This is a genomic window from Dyadobacter tibetensis Y620-1 (assembly GCF_000566685.1).
Taxonomy (GTDB): Bacteria; Bacteroidota; Bacteroidia; order Cytophagales; family Spirosomataceae; genus Dyadobacter; species Dyadobacter tibetensis.
Genome location: NZ_AZQN01000002.1, coordinates 223012 through 235882, shown reverse-complemented (window position 1 = coordinate 235882; position 12871 = coordinate 223012). Strand labels below are relative to the sequence as shown.

Below are 12871 nucleotides of genomic sequence, written 5' to 3'. Positions count from 1 at the left end.
CTCTCTTAACTTTGTCGGTCAAAAGCAATAATCACATTGGTGATGGAAAAATACACGTATATAGCAAATTCCGAAGGCGCTTACATTGAGAATTTATATAATTCCTATAAGCAAGATCCGGCCTCTGTAGATGCAGGTTGGCAGAAATTTTTTGAAGGGTTCGAGTTTTCCCAGAAGTATCCCGCAACAGGCTCAGCGCCAGTGAATGGCACCTCCAATGGTGTTGCCACTATTGCTAAACCCAGCGATCCTTCGCAAACCAGAAAGGAAATGGAAGTAGTCCATCTCATTCGCGGTTTTCGATCTAGGGGGCACTTATTGGCCACTACCAACCCTATTCAAAAACGAAAGGATCGTAAACCCCAGCTCGACATCGCCGATTTTAATCTTGGCGAAGGCGACCTGGATACGGTATTTGAGGCGGGTATTGAGGTGTTTGGGCGACCGGCCACACTCCGGGAAATTGTAGATTCTCTCACCATTATTTATACTAAAAATATTGGTTTCGAGTATTTATATATTCGTGATCGTGAGCAAAAGGGATGGTTGCGCCGGAAGATCGAGAAAGAAGCCCTGGATATGAATTTTACCATTGATGAGAAAAAACATATTCTTTCTAAACTCAATGAGGCTGTAGTTTTTGAAAACTTCTTACATACAAAGTATCTGGGTCAGAAACGCTTTTCACTGGAAGGTGGGGAGACTACCATACCAGCTTTGGATGCAATGATCAATACGGCTGCTAAAATGGGTATTGTGGAAGTGATGATTGGGATGGCTCATAGGGGACGTCTCAACGTACTTGCGAATATCATGCAGAAGACCTATGGTCAGATATTCAATGAATTTGAGGGTAATATGCCGGACCAAGTTTGGGGAGATGGGGATGTGAAATACCATATGGGTTTCGATAGCCAGATCACCACTGCCGACGGGCATAAGGTTCATTTGAAGTTAGCCCCCAATCCATCGCACCTGGAGGCTGTAAATCCTGTAGTGGAAGGCTATGTTCGTGCTCGGGCCGACGGTATGTATGATAGCGATTATGACAGAGTACTACCTATTCTGATTCACGGCGATGCTGCAGTGGCAGGACAGGGCATAGTATATGAAGTAACCCAGATGTCTGGGTTGAAGGGATACTATACAGGCGGTACCATACACTTTGTAATAAACAACCAGGTCGGTTTCACCACCGACTTCAGCGACGCACGGTCTAGCATTTATTGTACTGATATTGCCAAAATCGTTGATGCGCCCGTATTGCACGTCAATGGTGATGATCCTGAGGCTGTGGTATTCTGTATGCGCCTAGCGGTAGAATATCGTCAGAAATTTAATAAAGATATATTTATTGACATGGTGTGCTATCGTCGCCATGGCCATAATGAGGCTGATGAGCCTAAATTTACCCAACCAGTTTTATATAAAGCGATCGATGGACATCAAAATCCTAGAGAGATTTATCAAAAAACATTGGCCGATCGGGGAGATGTAGACGCGAAGCTTGCCCATAATATGGACAAGGAATTCAAGCAGCTTCTTCAGGAAAGATTGGACATGGTAAAACAAAAGGCATTGCCTTATACTCTGCCCAAATTGGAGCAGGAATGGCATTCCTTACGCAAATCCCGACCCGAAGACTTCGAACAGTCACCCGATACCGGTGTTCCTTTAGAGGTATTGGAGCGTATAGGCAAGGCTCTTATTAAGACTCCCGATGGTTTTAATCGACTTAAGCAGATAGATAAGCTACTGAAAGATCGCGAACAGATGATCTTTAAGAAAAAGCAGGTTAACTGGGCTGCTGCTGAACTCCTCGCATACGGCTCCATCCTGACAGAAGGTAACATTGTCAGGCTCAGCGGACAGGATGTGCAGAGGGGGACCTTCTCACATCGTCATGCCGTATTGAAAGATGTGGAGACCAATGAGGCTTATAACAGCCTAAGCCATATACAGGAGGATCAGGGAAGATTTATGATCTATAACTCGCTTCTTTCAGAGTATGGCGTACTAGGTTTTGAATTTGGTTATTCAATGGCCAATCCGAATGCTTTGGTTATATGGGAAGCTCAGTTTGGTGATTTTGCCAATGGTGCGCAGGTTACCATCGACCAGTTTGTTACATCCAGCGAAACCAAATGGGATCGTTGGACAGGATTGGTTATGCTTCTTCCCCATGGATATGAGGGGCAGGGGCCGGAGCACTCCAATGCTCGTCCGGAAAGATATTTACAGCTGTGTGCGAACTACAATCTGATTGTTGCCAACGTTACTACACCTGCCAATTTCTTCCACCTGATGCGTCGTCAGTTGCATTTCCCATTCCGTAAGCCATTGGTGGTAATGTCTCCCAAGTCAATGTTGCGTCATCCCTTATGTATGTCTCCTATAGATGAGTTGGTGAATGGTCGCTTCCAAGAAACCATAGGAGATTCCTATGCCGACCCGGCCAAGGTCACCAAGGTATTGCTTTGTACCGGAAAAATTTATTATGAATTATTCCAGAAGCAACAGGAAGATAAAAGAGATGATATAGCCATTATTCGTCTGGAACAAATGCATCCTTTCCCGCAAAAGCAGATCGATGCGCATATGGCACAGTATAAGAATGCCAAGATGTATTGGGTTCAGGAAGAGCCCTTTAACATGGGAGGTTGGACCTTTATGCTCCGGATGTATGTAGGGCCTGAGCCACTTCAGGTGATTGCCAGGGAGTCCAGTGCTTCACCATCTACAGGATTTTCTAAAATCCATGCTAAGGAGCAAGAAGAAATAATTAATCGCGCTTTTGAAGCATAATTTATATATTTAAGACACTAACTACGATAACGAGATAGCGTAACAATGGCTGAAATAGAAATAAAAGTACCGCCGGTAGGCGAATCTATTACCGAGGTAACTATAGGAAACTGGTTTAAGAACGATGGCGAATTTGTGAAGTTGGATGAGGTGATCTGTGGCTTGGACTCCGACAAAGCGACCTTTGAACTCACTGCTGAAGCAGAAGGGATTTTGCACATTAAGGCACAAGAAGGCGATACGTTAAATATCGGCGATCTGATAGCGACCATCGATAAATCGGCCGATGGAGCGTCTTCTGCTCCCAGCGAATCGAAAGAGGAGTCTAAAGTGGAAGTTAGCGACGCACCAGTAGCCGAAGCCCCAAAAGCGACGGCAGCCCCAAAAAACTATGAGATGAAAGTTCCTTCCGTAGGAGAATCCATTACGGAAGTGACCATAGCGTCTTGGAATAAACAGGATGGCGATCAGGTGCAGCTTGATGAGATCCTTTGCGAGCTGGAATCTGATAAGGCTACCTTCGAGCTTCCTGCTGAAGCGCAGGGTGTTTTACGCATTGTAGGTCAGGAGGGAGATACCCTGGCTATTGGCGACGTAATCTGCGTGATTGAGCAAGGTGCCGGAGCTGCTGTTACCTCTTCTTCCGATAAATCGGAAGCTGCTCAAACATCATCAACTTCATCAGAAAAAGGGTTTTCTGAAAAACATACTTCTCCTGTAGCCGCTAAAATTTTGGCGGAAAAGGGTATCGATCCTAAAGATGTAGATGGTTCTGGTGCAGGTGGCCGGGTAACTAAGGAAGACGCCCTCAAGGCTGGATCCAAACCCGCACAACCTGCGAGCGCCCCAGCTCCTAAATCAGCCCCTGCTCCGGTTGCCGCTACCAACGGAAACCGTGGTCAGCGTCGCGAGAAAATGTCCTCACTACGCAAAACTATCGCTAGGCGTCTGGTAGCCGTAAAAAGTGAAACAGCCATGCTAACTACCTTTAATGAGGTAGATATGAAGCCGGTTATGGATCTGAGAGGTAAGTTCAAGGATAAGTTTAAAGAGAAACATGAGGTGGGGCTTGGCTTTATGTCATTTTTTGTGAAAGCCGTATCGGTGGCCTTGAAAGACTTCCCGGTAGTGAACGCATATATGGATGGCGAAGAATTGGTATATAACGATTATGCCGACATTTCCGTTGCCGTATCCACCCCTCGCGGGCTGGTAGTCCCTGTTATTCGCAATGCCGAAAATTTATCATTCGCTGGTGTAGAAAAAGAAATTGTACGTCTGGCCGTTAGAGCTCGGGATGGTAAGTTAGGACTGGACGAAATGTCCGGAGGTACTTTCACTATTACCAATGGCGGAATATTTGGTTCTATGCTCTCTACTCCAATTATCAATGCCCCTCAGTCAGCGATTTTAGGAATGCATAATATAGTTGAAAGAGCAGTGGTGGTAAATGGTGAGATCGTCGTTCGCCCCATCATGTACCTGGCACTTTCATATGACCACCGGATCATTGATGGAAAGGATTCTGTATCCTTCTTAGTGCGCGTTAAGCAACTTCTGGAGGATCCTACCAGATTACTATTAGATATGTAATATTTTTGAAGGCTGCCAGACTTTGGCAGCCTTCAATGATTATAAGCTACCTATTTTAGCTTATCATTCTCCCAATGCCTGTCCTTGTCTCGACTGGTTTTCTTCGCCATATTCTTTTCAAATGCCTCTGTGAGGTTTATTCCTGTTTGGTTTGCGAGACAAATAAGCACCCATAGCACATCAGCCATTTCATCGCCCAGATCTTTATTTCTGTCAGACTCTTTGAAGGACTGATCCCCGTAAGTCCTGGCCATTATCCTTGCCAGTTCCCCAACCTCCTCGGTCAGTATGGTCATATTGGTTAATTCAGAAAAATAGCGAACGCCATAGGTCTTAATCCATTCGTCTACGGTTGCTTGAGCTTGTTCCAGAGTCATATTTATATTCTGTTTTTAGAGTCAATAAGAATGGTTACGGGGCCGTCGTTGATCAGAGCTACTTGCATATCCGCTCCAAATTTTCCGCAGGCAATTTCCTGGCCCAAAACAGTCGATAGGTAATTTTTCATAGATTCATATAAGGGAATAGCCTGGTCGGGATGTGCAGCCTCAATAAAAGATGGCCGATTTCCTTTTTTTGTACTCGCATGCAAGGTGAATTGACTAACTAATAAAATCTTCCCTGCGACGCTGTTAAGGTCCAGATTCATTTTTCCATCTGAATCACTGAATATTCTCATCCCTACAATCTTTTTACCTAACCATTGGACGTCCTCTTCTGAATCCTCATGGGTAATCCCCAAAAGGATCAAAAGTCCTTTCCCTATGTGCCCTACTTTCTCTCCTGCTATGGTAACCTGGGCCTCCGCAACGCGCTGAACTACTGCAATCATTATTTAATTTAGGATTAATATCTGTTGTTCTGACAAATCTAAGCAAAAGCTGGAGGTTTCATGATTGTTTTCTTAAAATGCCTTCAGCACCCGGAACTGAATGAAAAAAGACTATATTCGTAACGTTTATAATTTCCATTTTGATTGACTTTAAAAATGACGGATGAGCAAATTTCGGTTTTTGATATATTCAAAATAGGGGTAGGCCCTTCGAGCTCTCACACGCTGGGGCCATGGCGAGCCGCTGAAAAATTCCTTGATGAACTTGATCAGAAGGACTGGCTGACCGAAGTGAAGAGCATTCAGGTACTCTTGTATGGTTCCCTGGCTAAAACCGGTATTGGGCATGGTACCGATCAGGCCGTAGCACTAGGCTTGTCGGGACATGACCCCATCTTAATAGATTGTCAACAGATTGGCACATATATATCGGAAATAAAAGAACAGAAACATTTAGAACTGAAGGGGATGCATCGTATCCCTTTCGATTATAAAAATGATATCGTCTTTCTTTTTAAGGAGTCCCTGGCCTTTCACCCCAATGCCCTACGTTTCAGAGTGAACCTCGCTAATGGGGCCACGCACGAGCGGGTATATTTTTCCATAGGCGGAGGATTCGTGATTCAGGAACATGAAGAGGTCATAACCTCCCCTGATTTCCAATTGCCATACCCTGTAGATACAGGGTCAGATCTTTTATCCCATTGTAAGGGCTCCCAACTATCTATTTGGGAATTGGTAATGGCCAACGAGTGCTGCTGGAGAGAGGAACAGGAGGTGCGTGCAGGTTTGCTTCATATTTGGAAGGTGATGACCGAAAGTATCTTTGCCGGTTGTAGGAATTCGGGTATTCTTCCAGGAGGGCTTCAGGTGAAGAGACGTGCTGCTGCATTAAGTAATAAATTATTGCATCAGAAGCCAGCACAAGATTATGAGCAATGGCTGAGTTTAATTACCCAGGAGGGGAATGGATTTCATTATACCCTGGACTGGGTCAACTGTTTTGCCTTGGCCGTTAATGAAGAGAATGCATCTTTTAGCCGGGTAGTTACAGCACCCACTAATGGAGCGGCAGGTGTTATACCGGCAGTGCTCCAGTACTATATGATATTTTGTGAGGGGGACGAAGCGTCTGTCGTGAAGTTTTTACTGACCGCTGGGGTCATAGGAAGTATCTTTAAGAAAGGCGCTACCATATCGGCAGCTATGGGTGGTTGCCAGGCTGAAATAGGTGTATCGTCGGCAATGGCTGCTGCCGGACTGACTCAAGTACTTGGGGGCTCCGTGGAGCAATGTATGGAAGCGGCCGAAATTGCCATGGAGCATCATCTGGGCCTGACTTGCGACCCCATTGGTGGGCTGGTTCAAATTCCCTGTATCGAACGTAATACTATGGGCGCTATTAAAGCCATTACCGCGAGTCAGCTCGCCTTGCAAGGAGAACCGGGTGACGCAAAGGTATCGTTAGACCATGTGGTGCAAACAATGTGGGAGACGGCCCAGGACATGCATCACCGCTACAAAGAGACCTCCGAAGGCGGACTGGCTCTCCGTATCCCTATTAGCCTGAGCGATTGTTAGGATGAAATTAACTCCATTTCAGGTGCCTCAGTACCATGAAAGCCCCTGAAATGGAAGTTGGTTATAGGTTGAGTAATAAATGGGCCAATCCGAAGTACACCGCATAGCCGATCAAGTCGTTTGCCGTAGTGATAAAAGGCCCTGAAGCAACGGCGGGATTGATACCAATTTTATCCAGAAAGATGGGAGTTACCGTTCCCATAAAGGACGCCAGAAATACTACAGACATCAGGGCAGAGGAAACGACCAGCGCTAGGCGCATCTCATTTCCTATTAACAGGTTAAATCCAAAAACGATACAGCTGATAATAAATCCATTGATAAAAGCCACGGCAAACATCCTGATCAGGCGTTGGCCAAGACTATCATCCATCCCCGATTTGTCGGCCAGGCTTTGAAGGATGATGGAGGACGTCTGAATTCCGACATTTCCTCCTGTTGAGCCTATGATGGGAATGAAAGCTGCCATGGCGGGTACAATTTTTAGGTCACCTTCGAAAAAACTGATAAATTTTGCCGCCAAAATCCCCCCCATCATACCTACTAGTAACCAGGGAAGACGAGCTTTGGTTTGCTCCCATATGGTGTCATCCACCTCCACATCTCCGGTAATACCAGCCATGGCCTTGGTGTCGGAACTTGCCTGCTCCGTAATAAAATCCACAACGTCATCAATCGTAATGCGTCCCAATAGTTTGCCTTGTACATTTACTACTGGGAGGGCGTCAAGGTCATACCGCTGCATGAGTTCGGCCACTTCCTCGGCAGGGCGATAGGTCTCTACGTAGATAACATCTTTTTCATAGAGACTCTCAACTTTGGTATTTTTGTGGGCTAGAACTATTTTTTTCAGAGATAAAGTGCCCAACAATTTTCCGTTATCGTCGACAACATAAACTGTATATACCCGTCCAACATCCTCGGCCTGCTTCCGTAATTCTTCTATGGTTTCATTTACATTCCAATTTACGTTGGCCTTAACGAGTTCCTTTTGCATAAGGCCTCCAGCCACATCTTCGTCGTAATGGAGTAGGTCCAGAATGAAGCGAGCTTGTTCCCGATCCTCCAGAAGGGCAATAACCTCTTCACGGATGCGGATGGGCTGCTCGTTTAGCAAATCTACGGCATCATCTGAGTCAAAGAGGTTCACATACCTGGAGATTTCTTCAGAGGTAAAGTGTTTCAGAAACTCTCGCCTGTCATGAGGATCCAGATCGGCCAGAATTTCAGCCCCGGTCGACACATCCAGATTGGTAAGCAGAAATTTGGCAGGTTCAGTTTCCAGCTCGATGAGCAGATTGGTGATATCAGCAGGGTACCATTCTTCCATTTCAGCCCGAATGGCGGTCCGGTTTTTCTGCTCTACCAGTTCTTCTATATGTTCTACATATTCACGTGTTAACTCAAAATTCATAAGTGATGGCTGTTAGGCATTAATTTTTTTATTCACTGAAGGTTCTGGGTAGCTTCTTTTTCCTTCTGTGCAGCGGCTACCATTTGAGTTAAGGTAACAAATTCTGCAACGCCCAATCGTTCCGCCCTAAGTGTCAGCAATGGATGTTCCGGGAGGTCGGCCAGTGGTTTAAGGGCATTTTTCAGGGTTTTTCTACGCTGATTAAACGCCGTTTTTACGACAGTGAAAAATAACTTTTCTTCACAGTCCAAATTTTTTATGTTATTTCTACGGAGTCTAATCACACCCGATTGAACCTTAGGGGGAGGGTCGAAGGCGCCCGGAGGAACGGAGACCAGGTAGTCGATGTCGTAAAAGGCCTGTAGCAAAACACTTAGAATACCATAGTCCTTATTGCCGGGAGCAGAAGCAATTCTTACAGCAACTTCTTTTTGGAGCATGCACACAATTTCAGGAATCTGATCGCGGATTTGCAGAGCCCTGAAAAAGATTTGAGACGAAATATTATAGGGGAAGTTTCCGATGATAGCAAATGGCTTATCAAAAACGGTTTCCGTCTGATATTTCAAGAAATCACCTTCTATGATATTGGGTGTGAGACCAGGGTAATGTAACTTTAGATAGGCCACTGAATCCCTGTCTATCTCGATTACATAAGTTTCGTACTGCGGCTTTTCCAGCAGGAGCTTCGTAAGAACCCCCATTCCGGGGCCTATTTCCAGTACCTTATCGTAGGACATATGGCTAGAGAGTCCATCGACTATCTGTTGAGCAATATGCTGATCTTTTAGAAAGTGTTGGCCCAAGTGCTTCTTGGCGCGAACTTTCCCGTCGTTATGTTTTTTATAATTTGTCTTCACGATTCAAAATTAAGCCTTAATTTGTAGATTTAGCGAATAATGCCTGCGATCAACATTAAAATCTGAAGACAACATCATTTATGGAACTGATATCCTCACATACCAACTGGCAAACCCTTCATGCGACGCTACAACATCTGAACCTGATCGGGATAACGATTACCCCCGAATTCGAAATTCAGAGCGTAAGTTCTCATACCCTGGCAAAAACAGGATGGGAGGAGCAGGAACTGATCGGGCGGAGTATATTCGAGAGTCTGGTGCCCAAGGAAGATGAATACGAAATCAGACAAATGCTTGAAGAAGGTTTTCAGGGGAAGCGTAAACTGGAAAAAAGAGAAATTCCTTTTTTAGCGAAAAAAGGGACGGTTCGTACCTTTTCTATCAATTCAGTGCTTATTCAGACTCAGGGTAAGAGAATGCTGGGGATCACCTTGATTGGAGACGACATCACAAGACGTCGCCGCATGGAATCGTCTATTACCAAATCCAATTCGCAGCTGCAGGATCTTGTTGACAATACGAGTGACTTGATTCAGCTTGTGGCCATGGATGGTAAATTTATCTTTGTGAATAAAGCCTGGAGGGAGGTTTTAGGTTATGGTGTAGATGAAATCGCTTCTATGCAGATGAGTGATATCATTCATCCCCAACATTTTACCGAGGTGAATTTGCAGCTCGAGGAAATAAGGGAAGGCAAATCGAAACCCGATTTTGAAGCAGTTTTTCAATCTAAAAAGGGAAAAAAAGTCTTCGTAAGAGGTAGCGTAAATTGTCGATTTGATAATGGCAAGCCCACTGCTTACCGTTGCATCTTAAATGACTATACCGAAAAAATACGGGCAGAAAAAGCGCAAAATCTGTATTACAGCATTGCTAACTGGACGGTCAATACCCAAAATCTTTACGATTTCTACCATGCTATTCACGAGGAGCTAGGGAAAATTATTGACGTAAAGAACTTTTTTATAGCCCTTTACGATCCGAATAAGAGTTATCTCTATTTTCCCTATTACGTAGATCAGTATTTTAAAGGGAATGTCCGTTTTACCCGGCGCCGATTAGGAAATGGACTTACGGAATATGCTATTGCTTCTAACCGGCCCCTTTTTCTTTCGGATGGAGATATAGAGCAGTTGGCCAAAACGAATAGCCTATATCTATATGGCGTTACTCCCAGGCAGTTGCTTTGCGTACCCTTGCGGATAGGAGATCGGGTGACAGGCATTATTGGCGTGAAGTCTTACGATGATCCGAAAATGTTTGATGCCAGAGACCTGGAACTTCTGGAATTTATCTCCGGGCAGGTGGCATTGGCCATTGCTCGAAAACAAAGCGAGGAGGAACTCAGCCGCTATGTAGCACGCCTTAATGCGATATTCGATAGTAGCTCACACCTTATATGGTCAGTTAACAAATCACTACAACTGACCTCATTTAACAGCAATTATGCCGATCTGATACAAAAACAGATCGGTATACGCCCTACTTTGCAGGTAACTCCAGAAAAATTTGGCTGGCGCATGGTCGGGAATGCTAACCGCCGGATTCTGGAATCGAAGTATCGGCAAGCCTTACGGGGAGAGCCCCAGTATTTCGAATTTAAGATTGATAGTAATAATGGCCCAGATATGTGGTTGGAATTTTACCTGAATCCGATCCGCTACGCCGAGGGGGTTATAGAGGAAGTATCTGGAATTGCCCGGGACATTACCCGTAGAAAGGAAGCGGAGCTATCCCTTCGTCATTCAGAGGAACTTTTCCGGGGGATATTTGAAAATTTGCAGGATATCTATTGCCGTATAGATCGGGAAGGAAGGATTACCATGGTAAGTCAATCGATTTTGAAACGTTTGGGATATCTACCCGAAGAGGTAATTGGTCATAAAATGACGGAGTTCTTTTCCGATAAAAAGCGCATACATTCCGCCCTGTTCCGGCTTCGAAGGACGAAAAGTCTCAGGAATTTCGAAATTTCAATGAACCGGAAAGATGGTACTGAACGCCAGTTTATGATCAATATGTTGATGTTTGTGAATGACAAAGGGCATACGGCTGAAGTAGCAGTATTAGCGCGCGACATTACCGAACTCAAGCGCAATGAACTGGAGCTGCTCAAGGCCAAAGAGCATGCCGAACACTCGCTCAAGGTCAAAGAAGGCTTCCTTGCCAATATGAGCCATGAGATCAGAACCCCTATGAATGGAATAATTGGGATGATCGATCTGTTAGGTGAATCGGAACTAAACGAAGAACAGCGCGATTTTGTTATGACCATCAAAAGGTCTTCTGAAACCTTATTGACTATTTTGAATGATATTTTGGATCTATCCAAAATAGAAGCCGGCAAAATGGCGCTTCATCATGCCCCTCTTTCAGTTCAGGAGTTATTGCTCAAACTGGTTTCATTATTTGGTCAGGCTGCCAAAAGCAAAGGAAATACTCTGTCCTATCAGATCGGGCCGGATGTACCTCCATTCCTGATGGCCGATCAAACGCGTTTGCTGCAAATAATGTCGAACCTCACCAGCAATGCACTAAAATTTACTGAAAAGGGAACCGTCGAAGTAAATTTATCCCTCGTGGAGAGAGATGGAGACAATGCCAAAATCAAGGTTGAAGTTAAAGACTCTGGAATAGGCATTAGCGCCACCGATAAACAAATACTCTTTACCTCTTTCACCCAGCTAGATAATTCCTCCAAGAAATCCTTTGGCGGTACTGGGCTAGGGCTTTCGATCAGCAAACAACTGGCAGCCATGATGAAAGGCGAGATTGGAGTGGAATCGGTGATAGGAGAGGGGAGTACTTTTTGGTTTACTTTTGTGGCAGAGATCACGACTGGAGCCTTGGTTGCCAGTGCAGAAAGCGAAGACAATCAACCGATCGATATGGTACTTTCCGAGGTCAGTCCACTTATCCTGCTGGTGGACGACAATGCCGTGAATAGGAAAGTGGCCATGGAAATTCTGAAAAAGAGTGGCTGCATAGTGGAACTTGCCGAAAGTGGCTTTAGGGCGATAGAAATGGTTGAACAGAGACATAAGGGGCAGGAAAAAATGTATGATGTCATATTTATGGACATCCAGATGCCGGATATGGATGGAGTCCATGCCACCCAGGAAATCAGGAAACGGGTGTTGGCACTGCCGCCCATTGTGGCGATGACGGCCTATTCCATGAAAGAAGATAGGGATCGATTTATAAGCAAAGGAATGGATGATTACCTGGCTAAACCCATCAGAGCGCATTTATTAATTCAGAAGGTAAAAGAACTGATAGGGTATAAGGGGAGGCCAAAATCTGGAACCTCTGCTAAGCCTGTCCCGGTCGAACCCACCATTCCAGTTCTGGACAAAGAAATTATCTACCAATTGAAAAGTATTGGAGGTAGTGATTTGGTTTATTCTGTTTTTGAGGATTTTGTAGAGGAGTCCGGGCAGCTCGTTACTGAGTCGCTAGCCGCATTTGAAGCCGATGATATAGCTACTGTAAAGAGCCATTTGCACACTCTGAAAGGAAGTGCAGGGACTGTAGGTGTCTCACAGCTTGCAGAAATCGCCAGAGATGCAGAGTGGTTGTTGAAGTCGGACGATAGAAGTTCGCTACCTACAGCCCTGCCGGCACTCAAGAAGGCCTATGATTTGTTTTTGGAAAGCTATCAGGATTTATTAAAATCCTGGATGTAGACTTTTGAGTGGTATAAAAAAATTGTGAGTAGGCCAAATCTTTATTTTTTTCTAGAAAATGGTCGGGTATAATTGATGTTTCGTCGATTAAAAGGGC

Annotated in this window: 8 protein-coding genes; 4 read left to right on the top strand and 4 right to left on the bottom strand. The window is 44.9% G+C overall.

Annotated elements, in window-relative coordinates; all coding sequences use genetic code 11:
- Positions 1-42 precede the first annotated feature (42 nt).
- On the top strand, positions 43-2805 hold the full coding sequence (locus X939_RS0104570; RefSeq protein ID WP_025762086.1) for a 2-oxoglutarate dehydrogenase E1 component: 2763 nt from the start codon (positions 43-45) through the stop codon (positions 2803-2805).
- Positions 2806-2850: 45 nt separating this feature from the next.
- Positions 2851-4398, top strand: coding sequence for a 2-oxoglutarate dehydrogenase complex dihydrolipoyllysine-residue succinyltransferase (gene odhB, locus X939_RS0104565; protein WP_025762085.1), 1548 nt, complete (start codon positions 2851-2853; stop codon positions 4396-4398).
- A gap of 50 nt (positions 4399-4448) precedes the next feature.
- On the opposite strand, the gene X939_RS0104560 is transcribed toward odhB, so the two are convergent.
- Both X939_RS0104560 and dtd read right to left on the bottom strand, forming a co-directional pair.
- Positions 4449-4775 carry a nucleotide pyrophosphohydrolase gene (locus X939_RS0104560; protein ID WP_025762084.1) on the bottom strand — a complete coding sequence of 109 codons (327 nt, stop codon included), beginning with the start codon at positions 4773-4775 and terminating at the stop codon, positions 4449-4451.
- A 2-nt stretch (positions 4776-4777) separates the two neighbouring features.
- Complete coding sequence (dtd, locus tag X939_RS0104555) at positions 4778-5230, bottom strand: D-aminoacyl-tRNA deacylase (RefSeq protein WP_025762083.1); 453 nt, start codon at positions 5228-5230, stop codon at positions 4778-4780.
- A gap of 156 nt (positions 5231-5386) precedes the next feature.
- Here dtd and X939_RS0104550 point away from each other — a divergent pair, with 156 nt between their 5' ends.
- The gene (locus X939_RS0104550) at positions 5387-6811 is read left to right on the top strand and encodes an L-serine ammonia-lyase (RefSeq protein ID WP_025762082.1); all 1425 of its coding nucleotides are present in this window, start codon (positions 5387-5389) and stop codon (positions 6809-6811) included.
- Between the two features lie 61 nt (positions 6812-6872).
- Here the strand turns inward: X939_RS0104550 and mgtE are convergent, their stop codons facing one another.
- Both mgtE and rsmA read right to left on the bottom strand, forming a co-directional pair.
- Positions 6873-8225, bottom strand: a complete 1353-nt coding sequence (gene mgtE / locus X939_RS0104545) for a magnesium transporter (RefSeq protein WP_025762081.1) — start codon at positions 8223-8225, stop codon at positions 6873-6875.
- 32 nt (positions 8226-8257) lie between these two features.
- Entirely contained in the window at positions 8258-9085 is an 828-nt protein-coding gene (gene rsmA / locus X939_RS0104540) for a 16S rRNA (adenine(1518)-N(6)/adenine(1519)-N(6))-dimethyltransferase RsmA (RefSeq protein WP_025762080.1), read from the bottom strand.
- 80 nt (positions 9086-9165) lie between these two features.
- Here rsmA and X939_RS0104535 point away from each other — a divergent pair, with 80 nt between their 5' ends.
- Positions 9166-12774 (top strand): PAS domain S-box protein, encoded by a 3609-nt coding sequence (locus X939_RS0104535; RefSeq protein WP_025762079.1) that lies wholly within the window; start codon positions 9166-9168, stop codon positions 12772-12774.
- Positions 12775-12871 lie beyond the last annotated feature (97 nt).

Excerpts from the sequence above, each read along its gene's own strand:
- X939_RS0104570 (WP_025762086.1), top strand. The coding sequence starts at position 43 with ATGGAAAAATACACGTATATAGCAAATTCCGAAGGCGCTTACATTGAG.
- odhB (WP_025762085.1), top strand. The coding sequence starts at position 2,851 with ATGGCTGAAATAGAAATAAAAGTACCGCCGGTAGGCGAATCTATTACC.
- X939_RS0104560 (WP_025762084.1), bottom strand. The coding sequence starts at position 4,775 with ATGACTCTGGAACAAGCTCAAGCAACCGTAGACGAATGGATTAAGACC.
- dtd (WP_025762083.1), bottom strand. The coding sequence starts at position 5,230 with ATGATTGCAGTAGTTCAGCGCGTTGCGGAGGCCCAGGTTACCATAGCA.
- X939_RS0104550 (WP_025762082.1), top strand. The coding sequence starts at position 5,387 with ATGACGGATGAGCAAATTTCGGTTTTTGATATATTCAAAATAGGGGTA.
- mgtE (WP_025762081.1), bottom strand. The coding sequence starts at position 8,225 with ATGAATTTTGAGTTAACACGTGAATATGTAGAACATATAGAAGAACTG.
- X939_RS0104535 (WP_025762079.1), top strand. The coding sequence starts at position 9,166 with ATGGAACTGATATCCTCACATACCAACTGGCAAACCCTTCATGCGACG.